General features: G+C 40.3%; 18 protein-coding genes and 1 pseudogene. 17 read left to right on the top strand and 2 right to left on the bottom strand.

Annotation, left to right across the window (positions count from 1 at the left end):
• The first annotated feature begins 6 nt into the window (after window positions 1-6).
• The 11 genes and pseudogenes from AC623_RS09690 to AC623_RS09645 all read left to right on the top strand — a co-directional run bounded on the left by AC623_RS09690 (window position 7) and on the right by AC623_RS09645 (window position 11,439).
• Window positions 7-525: a GNAT family N-acetyltransferase gene (locus AC623_RS09690; RefSeq protein ID WP_049662241.1), complete on the top strand. Its 519-nt coding sequence runs from the start codon at window positions 7-9 to the stop codon at window positions 523-525.
• 56 nt (window positions 526-581) lie between these two features.
• Window positions 582-761, top strand: a pseudogene (locus AC623_RS21935) (FMN-binding negative transcriptional regulator); the annotation flags it as partial.
• 264 nt (window positions 762-1,025) lie between these two features.
• A complete protein-coding gene (locus AC623_RS09685; RefSeq protein ID WP_231603445.1) occupies window positions 1,026-2,771 on the top strand; it encodes a SulP family inorganic anion transporter in 1,746 nt (581 codons plus the stop codon).
• A gap of 17 nt (window positions 2,772-2,788) precedes the next feature.
• On the top strand, window positions 2,789-3,124 hold the full coding sequence (locus tag AC623_RS09680) for an ArsR/SmtB family transcription factor (protein WP_049662240.1): 336 nt from the start codon (window positions 2,789-2,791) through the stop codon (window positions 3,122-3,124).
• Window positions 3,125-3,745: 621 nt separating this feature from the next.
• Window positions 3,746-6,322, top strand: coding sequence for a helicase-related protein (locus AC623_RS09675; protein WP_049662239.1), 2,577 nt, complete (start codon window positions 3,746-3,748; stop codon window positions 6,320-6,322).
• Between the two features lie 94 nt (window positions 6,323-6,416).
• Window positions 6,417-7,274 (top strand): dimethylarginine dimethylaminohydrolase family protein, encoded by an 858-nt coding sequence (locus AC623_RS09670; RefSeq protein ID WP_049662238.1) that lies wholly within the window; start codon window positions 6,417-6,419, stop codon window positions 7,272-7,274.
• Between the two features lie 127 nt (window positions 7,275-7,401).
• Entirely contained in the window at window positions 7,402-7,920 is a 519-nt protein-coding gene (mug, locus tag AC623_RS09665; protein WP_049662237.1) for a G/U mismatch-specific DNA glycosylase, read from the top strand.
• 2 nt (window positions 7,921-7,922) lie between these two features.
• Window positions 7,923-8,408 carry a DUF456 domain-containing protein gene (locus AC623_RS09660; RefSeq protein WP_331456992.1) on the top strand — a complete coding sequence of 162 codons (486 nt, stop codon included), beginning with the start codon at window positions 7,923-7,925 and terminating at the stop codon, window positions 8,406-8,408.
• Between the two features lie 109 nt (window positions 8,409-8,517).
• Window positions 8,518-9,546: a fatty acid desaturase gene (locus tag AC623_RS09655; RefSeq protein WP_049662236.1), complete on the top strand. Its 1,029-nt coding sequence runs from the start codon at window positions 8,518-8,520 to the stop codon at window positions 9,544-9,546.
• A 160-nt stretch (window positions 9,547-9,706) separates the two neighbouring features.
• Complete coding sequence (locus tag AC623_RS09650; RefSeq protein ID WP_049662235.1) at window positions 9,707-10,837, top strand: sensor histidine kinase; 1,131 nt, start codon at window positions 9,707-9,709, stop codon at window positions 10,835-10,837.
• Window positions 10,838-10,839: 2 nt separating this feature from the next.
• Complete coding sequence (locus AC623_RS09645; RefSeq protein ID WP_049662234.1) at window positions 10,840-11,439, top strand: response regulator transcription factor; 600 nt, start codon at window positions 10,840-10,842, stop codon at window positions 11,437-11,439.
• Window positions 11,440-11,531: 92 nt separating this feature from the next.
• On the opposite strand, the gene AC623_RS09640 is transcribed toward AC623_RS09645, so the two are convergent.
• Both AC623_RS09640 and AC623_RS21745 read right to left on the bottom strand, forming a co-directional pair.
• Complete coding sequence (locus AC623_RS09640; protein ID WP_049662233.1) at window positions 11,532-11,657, bottom strand: small acid-soluble spore protein P; 126 nt, start codon at window positions 11,655-11,657, stop codon at window positions 11,532-11,534.
• Window positions 11,657-11,824, bottom strand: a complete 168-nt coding sequence (locus AC623_RS21745) for a hypothetical protein (protein WP_176713698.1) — start codon at window positions 11,822-11,824, stop codon at window positions 11,657-11,659. The genes AC623_RS09640 and AC623_RS21745 overlap by 1 nt, the downstream gene beginning before the upstream one ends.
• A 258-nt stretch (window positions 11,825-12,082) precedes the next feature.
• On the opposite strand from AC623_RS21745, the gene AC623_RS21450 reads away from it, so the two are divergent.
• The 6 genes from AC623_RS21450 to AC623_RS09610 all read left to right on the top strand — a co-directional run bounded on the left by AC623_RS21450 (window position 12,083) and on the right by AC623_RS09610 (window position 18,800).
• Window positions 12,083-12,241 carry a hypothetical protein gene (locus AC623_RS21450; RefSeq protein ID WP_156187020.1) on the top strand — a complete coding sequence of 53 codons (159 nt, stop codon included), beginning with the start codon at window positions 12,083-12,085 and terminating at the stop codon, window positions 12,239-12,241.
• A gap of 552 nt (window positions 12,242-12,793) precedes the next feature.
• Window positions 12,794-13,720 (top strand): cytochrome aa3 quinol oxidase subunit II, encoded by a 927-nt coding sequence (qoxA, locus tag AC623_RS09630; protein ID WP_049662231.1) that lies wholly within the window; start codon window positions 12,794-12,796, stop codon window positions 13,718-13,720.
• Between the two features lie 74 nt (window positions 13,721-13,794).
• Window positions 13,795-15,738: a cytochrome aa3 quinol oxidase subunit I gene (gene qoxB / locus AC623_RS09625; protein WP_049662230.1), complete on the top strand. Its 1,944-nt coding sequence runs from the start codon at window positions 13,795-13,797 to the stop codon at window positions 15,736-15,738.
• Between the two features lie 3 nt (window positions 15,739-15,741).
• Complete coding sequence (gene qoxC / locus AC623_RS09620; protein WP_049662229.1) at window positions 15,742-16,338, top strand: cytochrome aa3 quinol oxidase subunit III; 597 nt, start codon at window positions 15,742-15,744, stop codon at window positions 16,336-16,338.
• A gap of 1 nt (window position 16,339) precedes the next feature.
• Entirely contained in the window at window positions 16,340-16,621 is a 282-nt protein-coding gene (gene qoxD, locus AC623_RS09615; protein WP_049662228.1) for a cytochrome aa3 quinol oxidase subunit IV, read from the top strand.
• Window positions 16,622-16,880: 259 nt separating this feature from the next.
• Window positions 16,881-18,800, top strand: a complete 1,920-nt coding sequence (locus tag AC623_RS09610) for an S-layer homology domain-containing protein (RefSeq protein ID WP_231603443.1) — start codon at window positions 16,881-16,883, stop codon at window positions 18,798-18,800.
• Window positions 18,801-18,838 lie beyond the last annotated feature (38 nt).

The raw sequence follows: 18,838 nt of genomic DNA, 5'->3' as shown, positions 1-18,838 counted from the left end.
ATGTAAATGACGATAAAGATAAAAAAGTGTACCGGTGAAGATTTATACGAGTTGCAAGAAATTAGTTATGAAACATTTAATGAGACATTTAAGCATCAGAACTCACCTGAAAATATGAATGCCTATTTGGAAAGGGCCTTTAACTTAACACAATTAAAAAAAGAGTTATCTACTATCTCTTCACAATTCTTTTTTGTTTATTCGGATAATGAAGTCGCTGGATATTTAAAAGTCAATATCAATGATGCCCAGTCTGAAGAGATGGGGGATGAATCACTTGAAATCGAAAGGATTTATATAAAGAACAAATTTCAAAAACATGGGCTTGGTAAATTTTTGCTGAACAAAGCTATGGAAATGGCGAGGGAATATAACAAAAAGAAAATCTGGCTAGGTGTATGGGAGAAAAATGAAAATGCTATTGCTTTTTATGAGAAAATGGGATTTGTTCAAACAGGAGCCCACTCTTTTTATATGGGAGATGAGGAACAAATAGACTTTATTATGATCAAAACACTCATATAAATTTTGTAAAAGGTGGATGACTACATACGTTCCAAAATTTTTTAAGGGCACAAATACTAAAAGGGATAGTTGAATTTAGGATTAAGGCGGAAGACATTCAGGCTGCCTATAAATTAAATCAGAACCGAAATGAAACAGATTATATGAATATCATGGATCAATTACAAAAAGAAGGAAATTCAAATTCGAAACAAATAGGAGAGCTAATGGAAAAGAGAGTGAAAAACCGCATATAAGCCTGCTTTTATAAAGATTAACCATAAAGCTGTTTAAAGAAAAGTCCACTTTGATTAACCTTTTTCAAAATGGATTTTGTTATTCTATCGTAACACGTTGATTTCTGGAGTGCTGCTGAACAAACTGTCTATTAGAGTAACAGAGCGAACGTTTATCTAACAGGATGGACGTTTTTCTTATTGTAAATTTGCTTATTCATTATATAATATTAGTATATTCAAATATTCGAATATACTAATATTAAAAGAAAAGAAGGGGTTACGTTGAGTCCGTTGTTACGCTTTTTTAGCAACTATTCCAGTCATCATTTCCGAAAGGACCTGTTAGCAGGCATCATTGTGGGAGTCATCGCACTGCCGCTCGGGATGGCCTTTGCGATTGCTTCTGGCGTAAAGCCTGAATACGGCATTTACACAACGATCATTGCTGGCATTCTCATTTCTATATTTGGAGGCTCGAAATATCAAATTGGCGGTCCGACAGGGGCTTTTGTTCCTGTTCTGCTCGGAATCGTGATGGCTTACGGATATGAAAATCTGCTGATTGCTGGATTTATGGCGGGTGTTCTGCTGCTCTTAATGGGGGCGCTTAAATTAGGATCATTAATCAAATTTATTCCCCGCCCGGTTATTATTGGCTTTACTTCAGGAATCGCGGTTATTATTTTTACTGGACAGATGGCTAACTTTTTAGGGCTTAGCCATATTAAACAGCATGAGGACTTTCTTTCTAATATGAAAGAAATCTTCCTTCATTTAGACACGATCAATTTATACAGTGTAACAACGGCTCTTATTTGTTTCTTTTTTATCATTGTCACACCTAAATTTTTACCTAAAATTCCAAGTCCATTAATTGGTCTTCTCGTTTCAAGTATAATAGCTGCTTATTTTTTTCCTGGGCAGGTAGCCACGATTGCTTCTACTTTTGGGGAAATACCGAACTCGCTGCCTCGTTTTCATCTGCCCCAGTTTACGCTGGAAAAAATCCACTTGTTACTTGGACCTGCGTTTACAATTGCTGTTCTTGGAGCGATTGAATCATTGTTATCGGCGGTGGTAGCAGATGGAATGACTGGAACGAAACATAATAGCAACCGAGAATTGATGGGACAGGGAGTGGCCAACATCATTACCCCTTTATTTGGAGGAATTGCAGCGACTGGAGCCATCGCTAGGACAGCGACAAACATTAAAAACGGCGCCGTCTCTCCTATGTCGGGGGTCATCCATGGCTTGGCCGTTTTGTTCGTACTCGTACTTTTAGCTCCATATGCTTCTGCTATTCCTTTAGCAAGCATGGCACCTATTTTAATGGTCGTTGCTTGGAATATGAGTGAGCGCAAGGAATTTTCACGCGTCCTACTAACCAAAACAAGTGATTCCTTTATTCTGTTCACTACTTTTGTTCTCACTATCTTCGCCAACTTAACGATTGCTGTAGAAGTGGGTTTACTCATGTCGCTTATCCTTTTTGTAAGACGGATGAGTACCTCTCTTAAAATTGATCAGGTTTTGCCTGATCCAACTGATAAAAAGGTGCGTCCGGTTATTGCGGAAGAAGGACACGACTGCCCACAAATCAGTCTTTTCACTGTAGAAGGCCCGCTTTTCTTCGGAGCCGCTCAGTTATTTGAGCATTCAATCATGGGGGCCATACACTACCGCCCAAATGTGTTAATATTGAGGTTGAGCAAAGTTCCATATATGGATACAACTGGAGAAGCTATTTTAGCAAGTATCGTGAAAGATTTTCATAAACATGGCGGTCTCGTTTTAATTTCAGGTATGCAGTCCCAGCTAATAGATGTCATGAAACGGACAAAATTGTTTGATATGATCGGGGCAAATCATATTTTTTCTCACACAGGCGAAGCGATCGATTTTGCTTTAACTAAGTTGGACAAGAACAAGTGCCTTGGCTGTAAGCAATATGCTTTCTATGAGTGCACAGAGCTTTCTGCTGGCACAAAAAAGGAGAAAAAAACTGACAAAGGACTTTTAGCATAAAAGAATGGTGAAAAGAAATGAATGTAGATTTACAACAATTTAAAGCAGATTTTTTTAAAGCTCTTTCTCATCCGCTGCGCATCCGTATTTTAGAACTGTTGGCGGAAGGAGATAAGAATGTTAATGAAATTCAGACAGCGATCGGTTCTGAAGGCTCCGCTGTCTCTCAGCAGCTAAGTGTACTGCGCAGCAAAAACATCGTATATGGTACGAAAGATGGAAATCGTGTCGTGTATTCCTTAAGGGATACAATGATCATTGATTTATTAAGGATCGCGCGCCAAATCTTTAATAACCACTTGATTGATACTGTCAGCATGCTGGACCAATTGAGTGACGGAAAAAAAGAGTAGTGACCGCCACAAAGTCGAACTCCACCGTAAAGAGCTCTAGCCACTCGAATAGCTAGAGCTCTTTGTTGATTTATAGTGTGATGGTTAATTTATGTACATACGCTTCATAATAAACTGAAGGAGTACCTCTTTCACCTTCATCTGTAAACCTGGAAAATTATTTATAAATTTTAAAAAAATACAACCGAGGAACGTGTGTTCTGTTTATCGTTATGGTATAATGAAACAAGCAATAGAATAGGCTTCTCAAGGGTGGTCGGCACACTCCTCCAATGAAAAAGGAGGGAGGTGATGCCGTATGACAACGTTTGAAACACTCATGTTTGCAGTCGCTTTTGCAGGCTTAGTCGTGTCGATTTTGTCATTCCATAAAAAAGACTAAAACCGCCCTTGAGTTTACCCAGCTCCGGCGGTTTTAGCATGTTAGATGCTGATCCCCTAGAAGGGACCTGCTATTGCATAGCCGTTTCGATGTGCCCAGCATCGAAACGGTCTCTTTAAAATATGTGTTTTCTCCTAGATTATACCCCAATGTTCGAGATTTGCCAACAAGAACGAGCTTCTCCTCTTTATTATTGCTCCTTGTTCTTCAACAAATAAACAACATGAAAGGAAACGATGATGAATAATTTTTCCGATATCTATTCAGACGCCATCTCTCATACAAAGCAAAAAGTTCACGATGATCTTTTTGCTTATCTCGGAAACAAAGAACACATGCCCTTGTTTAAAGAGTATGTAAAGGAACGAGAGTTATACATTCAACAAATTTGGTTAAACGTGTGGCTAAACAAGGCTTCCAATGAACTAACGAGCAAGGCAAAGCGGACGTTTTTAAGGGAAAAAGGCTTCGTGACGAAAGATGTAGCGAAAAAACTGATTAATCAACTATTTCGTAATGAAATTAGAAGCTATGGACCATTTGATACAATGCAATGGCTGAATGAAAAATATGGAGCCCTTTCTGCTGATTCGTGGCGGGACCTCTATGAAAAAGCCCGCTCTTGCTTTCTAGCTGAGCAGGATCAAAAACGCCAGGAGAAAGAAAAGCAAGCCGTTCATGATTTAATCGAGACAGAAACAGAGAAGCTTCTAGGAGAAAAGAAAGAGTTATTGTACTTGTCGTTTAGACAAGCTATGGCAGTCCGTCTAGAAAAAGATCTTCAGGAACAAACAAGATTTTATCCGATCGATCCTGCTGCTCTTGAGGAACAGCTAATCGAAGACGGGACATTCGATCCAACGGACTATGAAACAGCTGGAGATTTTTTCACAGAACTAACAGGGGGCATTGAGAAGTCCTGGAATTGGGAATTTGAGTATGAAACCTACCATTCGCTATATGAACAGCATGCGGCAGAATACGTATTTGATTTAGCGTTAGAGGAAATTTTATCTAGTCTTCCTGAACGCTTGAAAGAACAGTATCAACAGGCATATGGAGAATTCCTTGCGGCTGATAGTCTCTACGACTTAGTCGATCACCTTCTTTCAGGAATGGTTTGGGAATTCTTTGAAGAATTGAATGAGGAATTAGTAGACCACCTTCTGGTCATTGCGTCCATGCCACATGATGAAGCTGTACAGCAAGAGCTGTATGATCAGCAACGGGCAGAAAGAGAACAAAAGAAAGAAAAAAGACTCGCAGAAATCAAACGCAGACAAGAGGAAGAAGAAAGACAAATTGAAGAAATTTTTGGGCAAGCTTATCATCCTCCCTCCGAAAGAAACGTGCATTACATTCTTCATATCGGTGAAACGAACACTGGTAAAACCCACCGGGCACTTCAAAGAATGAAAAAAGCCGAAAGTGGCCTTTATCTTGCGCCACTCCGTCTTTTGGCACTTGAAGTATATGAAAAATTAAACAAAGAAGGGATCATGTGCTCCTTAAAAACAGGTGAAGAAGAGAAGGTGCAGCCAAACGCCCGTCACGCTTCCTGTACGGTAGAAATGTTTCATGAAAAAGACCTATACGATGTTGTCGTCATTGATGAAGCACAAATGATTGCTGATAAAGACCGTGGTTTCTCCTGGTACAAAGCCATTACTGGTGCCCGTGCCGCTGAAGTGCATATTATCGCCAGCCGAAATATGAAAAACATGCTCATTCAGCTTCTCGGTGATAATGAATACGAGCTCCATGAATACAGCCGTGACATTCCACTGAAGGTAGAACCAGCACCTTTTAAATTAACCGATACAGCTAAAGGGGATGCACTCGTTTGTTTTTCGAGAAAAGAAGTATTGGAAACAGCAGCCAAGCTAAGGAGAAATCGTTTTTCCGTCAGCATGATCTACGGCAGCATGCCGCCGGAAACGAGAAAAAAGCAGATGCAGCAGTTTATTGAAGGGAAAACGTCTGTTATTGTGTCAACGGACGCCATTGGAATGGGGTTAAATTTACCTATCCAGCGTATTGTCTTTTTAAAAAATGAAAAATTTGATGGCACACGAAGAAGGCTGCTCACATCGCAGGAAGTGAAGCAGATTGCCGGACGTGCCGGAAGAAAAGGGATTTACCCTGTCGGAAAGGTCGCTTTCACTTCTGACGTTAAAAAGATGACTTATTTGCTTGAAAAAGAAGACGAGCCGGTCCGAACATTTGCTATTGCCCCGACAGCGGCTGTTTTCGAACGTTTTCAGCGCTATTATCGCGACCTCGGTATATTTTTCGAATTGTGGCACCGGTTCAAGAGTCCAAAAGGAACAAAGAAAGCCGCTCTTTCTCAAGAGCGCTATCTATACGAAATTATCCAAGGCAGTGAAATTGAAGCGCGGATGCCAATGATTGACCTATATGGCTTTTTGCATCTCCCATTTTCTACAAAGGAACCCGGCATGACAAAACAATGGGTAGCAACAATGCAAGCACTCGTTAATGGGATGGATCTTCCTGAACCTATTGTAAAAAGAGGGAATCTTGAAGATTTAGAGCTCTCCTATAAAGCCATTGGTTTACATCTTTTATTTTTATACCGGCTCGGCCGGCAAACAGAAGCGATCTATTGGGAGCGGCTGCGCCAAATGATAAGCGATGAAGTTCATAAACATTTACAATCAGGGGAAACGGGTAAAGGCAAAACTTGCAGAATGTGCGGAAAAAAGCTGCCTTCTCATTTTCGATACCAAATTTGCGATGACTGCCATGTTTCCAAACAAAAAAAGAAATATGGCCGAAAGAAAAAGTTTAGTTAATAAACCGTCATTGTTCTTTAAGAGAGCACTGGTTTAGTCTCTATCCCTTTCAGGGAATACAGAACATATAAACTAGGTTCTCAGGAGGAAGATCATGACATTAGCTTCAAGACAAAGCCAGCCTGTCGCTTCTTGCCGCAGTGAATATGAGCGGCTGCGCAAGGTATTGCTCTGCCAGCCGCAATATATGGCGATTAAAGAAATTATTAATGAAACTCAAGAACAATTTAAAGAAGAAAATATTCAGGTAAAGCGCGCATTAAAGCAGCACCGGCAGTTTTCCCGTCTTCTTCAGCAGCATGGCATTGAAGTAATGGAGCTGCCGCCACACCCAGCATATCCTGAGCAAGTATTTACACGAGATATTGGATTTACTATCGGTGATCAGGTATTTATCGCTGGTATGGCAAGCGGCATCCGTCGGGGTGAAGAGGAAATACTGAAAAATTGGCTCGATCAGGAACATAGTTCTTATTGCCAATTAACAGAAGGAACGATTGAAGGCGGCGATGTGATCGTTAATGGCCACACCATTTATATAGGCATCAGCAGCCGAACGGATGAAAAAACCGTTAAGGAGCTCCAAACGCAACTGCCTGATTATGAAATTATTCCAATCCCTTTCAATGAAAAATATTTACATTTAGATTGTGTATTTAATATTTTATCCCCAAATGAAGCGTTAATCTTTCCAAAAGCGCTTAACGATCGGGAAAGAAAATTATTAGGGGAGAGGTTCCGTCTTATTGAAGTGTCAGAAGAGGAACAGTTTTCCCTTGGGACAAATGTGCTTTCCATTGGCGGCAAAAAAGTATTCAGCTTACCGATCAATAAAGAAGTGAATGAGCAGCTTACTAAGAGAGGGTACACTGTCATTGAAGTAGACATCACCGAAATTATTAAGTCGGGAGGATCATTCCGGTGCTGCACAATGCCGTTGCTGCGTGGATAGAGAGAGCCGGGCGTATAAGCGTCCGGTTTTTCTTATTTGAAACCATTTTCTTGCTTTTACGTATACTAAACGGGTAAATAAACCATTCAATAAACATCAAACATTTTGATATAAAGGAAGTGAGAAATTGGAACCGATAAGAGATCATTTGCGAGAGGACCTTGACATTTTATTTGTTGGATTTAATCCAAGCCTTCGTTCCGGTGAAACTGGCCACCATTTTGCCAATCCTCATAATCGCTTTTGGACGATTCTACATAGAGCCGGGTTAACGGAAAGGAAATACTCTTCCGAAGAAGATGCTTCTTTATTAGATATAGGATATGGCCTGACAAACATAGTAGCACGGCCAACACGAAATGCCGAAGAAATAACGAAAGAAGAATATAGTGAAGGAAGAGAAAGATTAAAGAAGAAAATTTCCCTTTATAAACCACGGATTGTCTGTTTTGTCGGCAAAGGAGTGTACCAGCAATACAGCGGAAAGAAAAAGGTTTCTTGGGGGATGCAGGCTGAGTCAATCGTGCCGGGAGTGCTTGACTTCGTCGCCCCTTCTTCTAGCGGCCTCGTGAGGATGAAGATCGACGAAATTATAGCGATTTACAAGGAACTTACGCAATATATTCATGAAGGAAAGGAGAGGTGAGTATGATGGAGGCCATTGCCTGGATTGGCATTGTTGTTTTATTTATTGCTAGCTTTGCTGGCTTGATTTTCCCTATTATCCCTTCCATCTTATTGCTATGGGGTGGATTTTTACTTTATCATTTTGGCATTAATCACGAGGAGTTATCCGTCATCTTTTGGCTGGCAATGGGGATGTTTACCGTTTTAATTATCACAGCGGATATTCTGGCGAATAGTTATTTTGTTAAAAGGTATGGAGGGTCCGAATGGGGGGAAAGAATAGCGGGTCTTGCCGTCATTGTGGGCTCATTTGTTTTTCCGCCATTCGGCATTTTGCTCGTTCCGTTTGCGGCCGTTTTCGTAACAGAGCTTTTTATCCAAAAAGATGCTAAGAAAGCCATGACGGTTGGATTCGCCACTTTTGTTGGTTTCCTAAGCGGTACAATTGCTAAATTCCTTATTCAATTTATCATGATTATTTGGTTTTTTATCGATACGATGATTTAAAGTATGACAGTTGTCATATATCGCATATGACGCGTGCTACTGCCGAACTTTTTCATTCTTTCTTATAATAGAGTTAATAAAATGTATGAAGAGGAAAGGGAAAGACTAAATGAACAAAGAAAATTCAAAATGGCTGCGCAAACAAGTAGCTCCTTATGAAAAAGCAAATACGGCAGCCAGCATCAGACAAATGCTCAATACAATTGTTCCTTTTTGTCTCGTCTGGTATCTTGCCTATGAAAGCTTGTCTGTTTCGTATTTACTGACACTCGCTTTAGCCGTAGTCGGTGCGGGATTCATGACAAGGGTCTTTATTATTTTCCATGATTGTTGTCACTACTCTTTCTTTAAAAGCAGAAAAGCCAATAAAATTGTTGGAACGATTACAGGGATTTTAACTTTCTTCCCGTATAACCAATGGCAGCATAATCATTCCGTTCACCATGCGACAAGCGGTAATCTGGATAAACGCGGGACAGGAGATATTTGGGTTATGACGGTGGATGAATATATGGAAGCGTCTTTCTGGCAGCGATTAGGTTATCGGTTGTATCGCAATCCATTTGTCATGTTTATCTTAGGGCCAACATATGTTTTCTTGATTGAAAACCGTTTTAATCGCAGAGAAGCCCGTTGGAACGAACGGTTGAATACGTATTTCACAAATATCGCAATTGCAGCGATTGTTTCTCTGCTCATTTGGGCGGTCGGTTGGGAAGCTTTTCTGTTAGTAGAAGGACCAATTTTTCTCATTGCAGGTTCAGCCGGCGTTTGGCTCTTTTACGTACAGCATACATTTGAAGACTCTTATTTCAAAGAGGATGAACAATGGAATTACGTGAAAGCAGCTGTGGAAGGCAGCTCTTTTTACAAGCTGCCGAAGCCTTTACAATGGTTAACTGGGAATATCGGCTTTCACCATGTTCACCATTTAAGCCCGCGCGTGCCTAATTATCAGTTAGAAGCAGCTCATAATCATACGCCTCCTTTGCAAAATGTACCGACGATCACATTAGCAACCAGCTTAAGCTCCCTTAAATTCCGTTTATGGGATGAGCAGAGTGAAAGGTTTGTTACGTTCCGGACAGCAAAGGAATTAGCTGCTCGCAGTAAAGAAAAAAGAGCCTTGCAAATTTAACTAAAAAAGAGGAAGAAAACCATGTTTTCACTCATTGTCTGAAAAAATCAGATTGGGTGAAAGCATGGTTTTTCAACAGGGAAAGGATTCACGAGCTATTTGAATTCCTTTATACTAAAAAAGACAGATTTACTTTTACCATAAAAATGAGGTTTTGATTATGCAAAGAAGGTACAAGACCTTTCAAAAAGGTTCCGGCATTTCTCCTTATATATGGAGCGTACTTAGTTTATTGCCTTTTTATTTTATTTTCCAGTATTCTTCTACGATTGGAATCGTGATCGGCATTACGCTTACTATTTTGTTTTTCATTGCTTACCGCTTGGCCTTTCTGTCTAAAAAGTGGCCAGTCTACTTATGGACGTGTATTCTGATCGGTATATCCATTACGATGACGATCTTGTTCCAGTTTGTTTATTTTGCTTTTTATATCGCTTATTACAACGGCAACATAAAAAATCGCATTGCATTTATTACCCTTTATATCATCCACTTAATTGGCACGATTGTTTCTTTTAACTACCATCTCGTTCTTCAAAGTCAGCTGTTCATTAAGCAGCTTCCCTTTATTATCATCGTTTGGATCAGCGTCATCTTGCTGCCATTTAATATTTATAATCGAAAAAAACAAGAGCAGTTAGAGGAACAGTTAAAAGATGCAAATGACCGTATTTCTGAGCTTGTCAAAATGGAAGAGCGCCAAAGAATTGCGCGCGACCTTCATGACACATTAGGACAGCGACTATCTTTAATTGGGTTGAAGAGCGATTTAGCAGGAAGGCTGATTGCGAAAGATCCGGAGCAGGCGAGAAATGAATTGAAGGATGTACAGCAAACAGCCCGAACGGCCTTAAACGAAGTGAGAAAGATGGTTTCTTCTATGCGCGGCATTCGCTTGAAGGATGAAATTGTCCTTGTAAAGCAAATCCTCCAGGCGGCGCAAATTGAGTTTGTTGGTGAGGAAGACCCGAGGTTGGCAAATGTTTCCTTGTTTTTGGAGAATATCTTAAGTATGAGTTTAAAGGAAGCCGTCACAAATGTAGTGAAACATAGTCATGCCACCAAATGTGAAGTGAAAATGGAGCAAACCGAAAAAGATATCCGCATCACTGTAAAAGACAACGGAGAGGGGCTTGCAGTTGATCAAGCATTTGAAACGGGAAATGGTCTTTTAGGGATGAAAGAGCGACTGGAATTTGTTAATGGCTATTTAGATATTCATTCAGATCATGGCACCACCCTCATTATTACCGTACCAAATGATGTAAAACAAAGGGAGAAGGAGAGATGAACATGATTCGAATTGTCATTGCAGAGGACCAGAGGATGCTTCTTGGGGCATTGGGCTCTCTTCTTAGCCTTGAGGAGGATATTGAAGTAGTGGGCAAGGCAGCAAATGGCGAAGAAGCGATTGCTCTCGTTCAACAATTGAAGCCAGATATATGCGTTATGGACATTGAAATGCCGGGAAAAAGCGGATTGGAGGCAGCTGAAGAATTAAAAGGGCTCGGCTGCAAAGTCATCATATTGACAACCTTTGCCCGTACCGGTTATTTTCAGCGGGCCTTAAAAGCGAAAGTAAGTGGCTATTTGCTAAAAGACAGCCCCAGTGAAGAATTGGCTAATTCTATTCGCAGCATTATGGCTGGAAGGCGGATTTACGCACCTGAATTAATGGATGATTTTTATGGGGAGGAAAATCCTTTAACAGAGCGGGAAAAAGAAGTGCTCGCACTCGTAGCTAAAGGGAAAAACACAAAAGAAATTGCCGATGAGCTTCAAATCAAAAACGGGACAGTCAGAAATTACATTTCCACAATCTTTGATAAGCTTCATGTGAAAAATCGGATTGAAGCCATTTCTCAGTCTAGAGAAAAAGGATGGTTCAAATAAATAGAAGAAAAAATACCTCCATACCTTGCTATCAAGATAATAGCGGCATGGAGGCACTTTCATTGCTTAAAATCATTCAAAACAACGAACGGTTACATGTCATGTCCGCTGTTTTGATTTTGCCTAGAGTGATTCTTGTTTTTTACCTTGTGAGACCCACTAAGCGGCTTGGGCTGTCCGGATTGCTGCATTTTTGTTTTTGAAGGATTTCTTCCCATCATACGCCTCCAAGTGTCACATCGGGATTATCTGCTGTGTTCTCAGTTGAGAAGCGCTTTTCTTCTGCTTCAGAGTAAGTCATTCGGTACGGGAAACGCTCAGCGTGCTGCGCAACAGAATCTTTGCCTTGTTGAACAAAACGTTTCGACTTGTTACTTTTTCCCATGATCATCCCTCCGAAGTGCGTATTGCACAGAGCTCGCTGTGCTGTTTTTAGTTTGTCTCAATAGAACGTTTCTATAAAGTGAATAAATGGATAGGGAACCGATTGAACAAATATAAATGTTTTAAGGTATATTTCTGCAAATACCGGTTATTATAATAAGGCAAGGAACGAAAACTCCAATGGGGTGATGGCTTTGGGCACAGATCGTACTAACCCAGAAACGGGATTTTCAATAATCACATCATACAAATGAGGTGTTTGTCGAAGATTAAGTACAGGCTGTACAAACCATTCGTCTCTCTTGCACATAAAAGCGGTACGCCAACTGGCGTACCGCTTTTCATTGAAGAATTTGGCAAAATCGTAGCAATGATTTCGTTAACACTTACCATTAATATTAGAAAACGGAAAGTTTAAAGAGCAAGGAAGTGGTCCTTGCTTCAACCTGTCAAGCTACATTTCACGCTTGCAGGGGGAAAGTAGATAGTCTTGCCAGCTTTAAAAACAAGTATACAGAGAGCACGATAGAAAAGTTTGAAAAATTTGTGACTGCTTTATTGATCGGATACCTTTTAGTATCCTCTTCTTTACCAAAAAACTTTAATAAAATACAATATAAAAAGGATTCTCCGCGTATTCTCTTTAATAGTAAGGCATCCCCTTTTGTTGTTTGCTATTTCAAAATATTTTATTCTCTTATCCTTTACTTTACTGCCAATATTCTGCTTTTTTTCACAACCTATTACAAAATAACCTTAAACTCCCTTTTATTCCATGATAACAATGAACAGTTTGTGACATTGCGTAATATCAATTGTATTTTTATATCAATGGTACTAAGATAAAAATTGATATAAGAAATAGAGAAACGTATGTTGAACTCACTAATAACTTTTGTGAAATAGTTAACAATATGTTCACAATTTGTAGTTCTACGGTTCTTTGAAACTTGGAGAAAGGGGTTACGTTATGAAATTCAAATGGCCTGTTTTATCTGTACTTTTTGTTATTGCTACTGTGCTTGCCGGTTGCGATAATCGATTATTGGTCCTCGACCCTAAAGGACCTCAAGCTGCGACACAAGCCAAAGACATTATGTTATCCATTGGAATTATGTCCTTTATTGTCATTGCTGTTTTCGCGCTATTAGCATTTATGCTAACCAAATATCGTGCTTCCAAACAACCGAAGGATTATGAACCACCACATATCGAAGGAAATGCGATTGTCGAAGCGATTTGTGTGGGGATTCCAATTTTAATTGTTGCTTACCTTTCCTTTGTATCTGTTCAAAGTAACTATAAAGTGGAGGCACGTCCTGAAGGATATGGAGATAAAGAGCCATTAGTAGTTTATGCTTCATCCTCTAACTGGAAGTGGCATTTCAGTTATCCGGAGGAAGGAATCGAGACAGTTAACTACCTGTATATACCTACAGACCGGCCGCTTGAATTTAAACTTTATTCTTACGGACCAATCACTAGCTTCTGGATTCCGCAGCTTGGAGGACAAAAATATGCCATGAGTGATATGGTGACCACGCTGCACTTAGCGGCTGACGAACCTGGGGAATACATGGGCCGAAATGCAAACTTTAGCGGTAAAGGATTTGCTGAAAATACATTTGATGTTACAGCAATGCCTCAAGATGAATTTGATGATTGGGTAAAAGAAGTTAAGAAAACAGCTAAGCCTCTTACTGAAGAGAAATTTAATGATTTACTAGAGCCAGGACACCTTGGAAAATCTACTTACACTGGAACTCACTTAGATTTTTCACCAGCTCCAGAGGGTCATCACCATGGATCATCTGATGAGTCTGAGAAGTCCAATGAACATTCAGAGCATGACAGCATGGATGGTATGCATTCTGAACATGAAAGCATGCAACATTAAGATTAGTAATCATTCAATCAATTAAACAAGCCTTATACGATAAGCAATTTATTCCTGAAAGGAGTCACAAAAGTATGGATTTCTTTGATCGATTTGCCATACCGCATGCAAGTCCTGCGATTTATGCCTCAATGGTTGCCATTGTTCTTACAAGCGTTGCGATCGTTGCCGGCTTAACGTATTTCAAAAAATGGGGATATTTATGGCGTGAATGGTTAACAACAGTAGACCATAAACGGATCGGTATTATGTATCTGCTTTCTGCTTTGTTAATGTTATTCCGCGGCGGCGTCGATGCGATCATGATGCGCGCCCAGCTTGCTACTCCTGAAAGCAAGCTGCTGGATGCCCAGCACTATAATGAAATATTCACAACACATGGGGTTGTAATGATCCTCTTTATGGCAATGCCATTCATTATCGGTTTTATGAACTTTGTTGTACCATTACAGATTGGTGCTCGTGACGTAGCGTTTCCGCGTTTGAACGCTTTAAGCTTCTGGTTATTCTTTATGGGGGCGATGTTATTTAACATCTCTTTCGTTGTCGGGGGTTCTCCTGATGCAGGCTGGACTTCTTATTTCCCTCTGGCAGGCAATGAATTTAGTGAATCTGTCGGAACGAACTACTATATGATCGCGATCCAGATTGCTGGTATCGGGACATTGATGACAGGGATTAACTTTATGACGACCATTCTTAAAATGAGAGCACCTGGCATGACATTAATGAAAATGCCAATGTTTACATGGTCTTCTCTTATTACGAATGCGATTATTATCTTTGCTTTCCCTGTATTAACCGTGTTGCTTGCAATGGGAACAATGGACCGTCTATTCGGAACACAATTCTTTACAACTGAAAACGGCGGGATGGATATGCTTTGGGCGAACTTCTTCTGGGTATGGGGACATCCTGAAGTATACATCTTGATTCTGCCAGCTTTCGGTATTTATAGTCAGGTTATTTCAACCTTTGCCCGCCGTAATCTATACGGCTACAAATCAATGGTTTGGTCAATGGTTATTATCTCCCTTCTTTCATTTTTAGTTTGGGTTCACCACTTCTTTACAATGGGTCAGGGAGCACTAGCCAACAGTATTTTCTCGATTACAACGATGGCGATTGCCGTTCCAACTGGTGTGAAAATCTTCAACTGGCTGCTTACACTTTGGAAAGGGAAAATCGTTATTACGACTCCGATGCTTTATTCAATGCTTTTCATTCCGCTTTTCACAATTGGCGGGGTGACTGGGGTAATGCTTGGAATGTCAGCTGCGGACTATCAGTATCATAATACAATGTTCTTAGTGGCTCACTTCCATATGGTTATTATTCCTGGTGTTGTCTTTGCGATGCTTGCAGGCCTCACTTACTATTGGCCAAAAATGTTCGGTTTCATGCTGAACGAGCGAATTGGAAAATTGACAGCGTGGATTATTGCTATTAGTACTCTTGTTGCGTTTATGCCAATGTTCTTCACTGGCTTGGACGGACAAGCACGCCGTATGTACACTTATTCAGAAGCAACTGGCTTTGGGCTATTAAATATGATCTCCTTTGTTGGTGCACTAGGACTTGCAGCAGGCTTTGTATTACTTGTTTATAATGTTTACTACAGTACGCGTTACGCTTCAAGAGACATCAGTGCCGATCCTTGGGATGCACGTACACTTGAATGGGCAACTCATACTCCAGTTCCATCCTATAACTTTGCGGTTGAGCCGCAAGTGAACTCAGAGGAACCATTATGGGATGCTAAGAAAAACGGACATGAGTTATTCAAAGGCGAATACAAAGAAATTCATATGCCAAATAATAGCGGAGTGCCATTTATCATGAGCTCGATCTTCTTTGTATGGGGATTCTCATTTGTATTCTCTCTATGGATTCCGTTAATCCTTGCAACAATCGGTATTTTTGCTTGCATGACTCACCGTTCATTTGAAAAAGATCACGGACATCACATTTCAGTTAAAGAAATTGAAGAAACTGAAGAAAAATTGCGAGGTGCTTAATCAATGAAAATAGATCACTCGCTTCCTCTCGAATATAGTACAGAAGAAAATCGGTTAAAAATTTTAGGCTTTTGGATTTTCCTAGGTGCCGAAATCATGCTATTTGCCACGCTTTTCGCCGGTTACTTTACATTGGCAAATCGTACAGGCAACGGCCCTACTGGAGCAGAGATTTTTGAAATCACTCCAGTATTGATTGAGACATTCTTGCTTTTAGCAAGTAGTTTTACTATCGGCCTTGGCATTCACGCAATGCGTCTTGGCAATAAAAAAGCGATGTTAACATTTTTCGCGGTAACGTTAATTTTAGGTCTAGGATTCTTAGGAGTCGAAATTTACGATTTTGTCGTTTATGTACATGAAGGGGCAGCTATACAAACTAGTGCATTTACCTCTATGCTATTAACAACATTGGGAACACATGGAGCGCACGTTACAGTCGGTTTCTTCTGGGGATTATTTATCATCCTGCAAGTTAGAAAGCGCGGGTTGACACCAGAAACAGCTAATAAATCTTTCATCTTCTCTCTTTACTGGCACTTCCTAGATGTAGTCTGGATCTTCATCTTCAGCTTCATCTACATGAAAGGAATGATGTAATATGAGAGAATTATTCCCGGCAAAACAAGTAATGGGCTTTGTATTTTCATTGGTATTGACTGCAGTGGCTCTCTTGGTTTATTTCTTAGACATGTCTTTTGCTACCGGAATGACGATTCTTCTTATCACAGCATTCGTACAAGCAGGTCTTCAGCTCGTTGTATTTATGCATGCTGGTGAAACGAAGGATAAAGGAGCCATTTATACAAACATTTATTACGGATTAATTATTGCTCTTGTTACTATATTTGGAACATTGTTAACTATGGTTTGGGATATGTAGCAAAAGCGTAAAAAAAAGAGTGCCTATGTAGGCACTCTTTTTAAATTGTAGACAGGAAAGCGTTTGTCAACAACCTCAAAGGAGTGCCATTATAGGCACTCCTTTTAATTTAAGCTAGTATTTTGACATAAACCCTGTTTTTCCGTTACGTTAATTAATTGTCAGTTGGACCATTCTATATTACTATTAAATTGAAATTAATTTACTGTATTAGGAGAATGGAGGAAATAAGATGGGGGAGAAAAGAAGGGGGAAACGAGTGGCTCCAATTTTGCTAGCTGCAACTATTGGCACAGCCGGAGCTTTTATGCCAGCGCCTGTTAACATTCAAGTTCAGGCACAGGAAATAGCAAAGAAAAATATGGAAGTAGCGGTTGAAGAGAAAGCACATTTATTTATGTCTGCTGTGATAGAAGAGAAGTGGGAAGAAGCTTACTCCTTACTTAATGACAATTTAAAAAAGTATGTTTCACAAGAACAGCTTCCTGCTATTTGGAAGGCCAAAATAGCTCCCTTTGGAAAGTTAGGAAAACAGCTAACGATAAAAACAACCGTCAACAGTGTACATACGAGCGTTGCTATGACCTACGAGGGTTCCGCGTTTCCAATGGATGTAACTATTCACTTTGACAAAGCAGGGAATATTGATGATTTTTATATTCCTTTTTTTTATACGCCTCCAAGTCAGTATCAAAAGCCAGCTTATGAAAAAGCGGAAAACTATAAGGAACGTGCTGTCACGATTGGAAAAGGAGAATTTGCACTCCCTGGCACACTGACAGTTCCAACAGGCAAGGGGCCGTTCCCGGCGATCGTCCTCGTCCACGGTTCAGGGACGAATGATCAAGATGAATCACTTAATTCAACGAAAGCTTTTCGTGATTTAGCAGTAGGATTAGCCAACAAAGGGATTGCTGTCTTACGCTATGAAAAAGTGACGAGAGAACACCACATTAAAATAGGTATGAGACCGAAGCTGAGCATCCAAGAGGAAACTGTAGACGATGCCGTGCGGGCGGTTCAGCTGTTACATGGTCTTCCAGAGATTAGCAAGCAAATTTACGTACTTGGCCACAGCCAGGGAGGATACGCTCTGCCGCGGATTTTAGAAGCTGATCTTCATCATCAGATCAAAGGAGGAATTATCGTTGCAGGACCAAGCCGCAAATTTCAGGATTTGATGCTTTGGCAACAGCGTGAAACATTAAAAAGAGCGGAAAAACAACAAGTATCTCCTCAAGAGCTTGAAGCACTCAAAGCAAACCTTGCCTTTTGGGAACAGCAAATTGCTTTAATTAACAACCCGGCTTATTCAAAAGATCATCTTCCAAAAGAGTTCCAATTAGGCGATCCGTATTGGTGGTTTGAACTTCGAGATTATATCCCAACAGAATTAGCGGCCCGCCAAAACGTTCCCCTTTTTATTATGCAAGGCCAGAAGGACCTGCAAGTGCCACCTTCGGAATTAACGAACTGGCAGAATGCCCTAGCAAAGCGAGATAATGTTTGTTATAAAACATATCCTGATTTGATTCATTTGCTCGTCAACTACAAAGGAGAACCAAATTTCTCGGAATACAATATCCCGGCTAATGTACCTGAAGAGTTCATTCATGATATCGCCAATTGGGTGAAAGATGGACAGCCTTCTTTATCCTTCTCGGACGTAAAGGCTGATTTTTGGGCATATAAAGAAATTAACTTTATGGTTAACAAAGGGTACATCAGCGGTTATGTAGATGGCACATTCCGTCCTAATCAACCGATCACTAGAGGTCAAGCAGCTAAAATACTCGCCCAGATATTGGAGTTTAATAAAAATAAAGAAACTAATCAAACCGCGTTCCAAGACGTAACTGCACAAAATGAATTTCTTCCTTATATTCGTTTTTTACATGAAAAAGGAATTATGACAGGCTACAAAGATGGTACATTCCGCCCGAATGAACTTCTGACTAGAGCCCAAATGGCAAGTATAGTGGCAACAGCCTTTCACTTAAAGGGACAGCCGGCAAAGCCATTTAGTGATGTGAGAAAAGATCATTGGGCTGCTAAATCGATTGATGCTCTCGCGGCAAACGGGATTGCACTCGGTAATTTAAACGGCACATTTGGGCCTGATCAACAAGTCACTCGTACCCAAGCAGCTGCTTTTTTATATCGAGCTTCCACCAAGTAAACTTCTGTTCTTTTTTTATTTTTTCAGACTATAATAAA

The organism is Bacillus sp. FJAT-27231 (assembly GCF_001183975.1).
In the GTDB taxonomy this organism is placed as follows: Bacteria; Bacillota; Bacilli; order Bacillales; family Domibacillaceae; genus Pseudobacillus; species Pseudobacillus wudalianchiensis.
The sequence above is the reverse complement of the archived record's forward strand: the minus strand, read 5'-3'. Positions and strand labels throughout refer to the sequence as shown.

Bases quoted from the DNA above. Each gene is read 5' to 3' on its own strand.
- AC623_RS09650 (WP_049662235.1), top strand. From the start codon at position 9,707: ATGCAAAGAAGGTACAAGACCTTTCAAAAAGGTTCCGGCATTTCTCCT.
- AC623_RS09640 (WP_049662233.1), bottom strand. From the start codon at position 11,657: ATGGGAAGAAATCCTTCAAAAACAAAAATGCAGCAATCCGGACAGCCC.
- AC623_RS21745 (WP_176713698.1), bottom strand. From the start codon at position 11,824: ATGGGAAAAAGTAACAAGTCGAAACGTTTTGTTCAACAAGGCAAAGAT.
- AC623_RS09660 (WP_331456992.1), top strand. From the start codon at position 7,923: ATGATGGAGGCCATTGCCTGGATTGGCATTGTTGTTTTATTTATTGCT.
- AC623_RS09690 (WP_049662241.1), top strand. From the start codon at position 7: ATGACGATAAAGATAAAAAAGTGTACCGGTGAAGATTTATACGAGTTG.
- AC623_RS09675 (WP_049662239.1), top strand. From the start codon at position 3,746: ATGAATAATTTTTCCGATATCTATTCAGACGCCATCTCTCATACAAAG.
- AC623_RS09670 (WP_049662238.1), top strand. From the start codon at position 6,417: ATGACATTAGCTTCAAGACAAAGCCAGCCTGTCGCTTCTTGCCGCAGT.
- qoxD (WP_049662228.1), top strand. From the start codon at position 16,340: ATGAGAGAATTATTCCCGGCAAAACAAGTAATGGGCTTTGTATTTTCA.
- AC623_RS09645 (WP_049662234.1), top strand. From the start codon at position 10,840: ATGATTCGAATTGTCATTGCAGAGGACCAGAGGATGCTTCTTGGGGCA.
- AC623_RS09655 (WP_049662236.1), top strand. From the start codon at position 8,518: ATGAACAAAGAAAATTCAAAATGGCTGCGCAAACAAGTAGCTCCTTAT.
- qoxB (WP_049662230.1), top strand. From the start codon at position 13,795: ATGGATTTCTTTGATCGATTTGCCATACCGCATGCAAGTCCTGCGATT.
- qoxA (WP_049662231.1), top strand. From the start codon at position 12,794: ATGAAATTCAAATGGCCTGTTTTATCTGTACTTTTTGTTATTGCTACT.
- AC623_RS09680 (WP_049662240.1), top strand. From the start codon at position 2,789: ATGAATGTAGATTTACAACAATTTAAAGCAGATTTTTTTAAAGCTCTT.
- qoxC (WP_049662229.1), top strand. From the start codon at position 15,742: ATGAAAATAGATCACTCGCTTCCTCTCGAATATAGTACAGAAGAAAAT.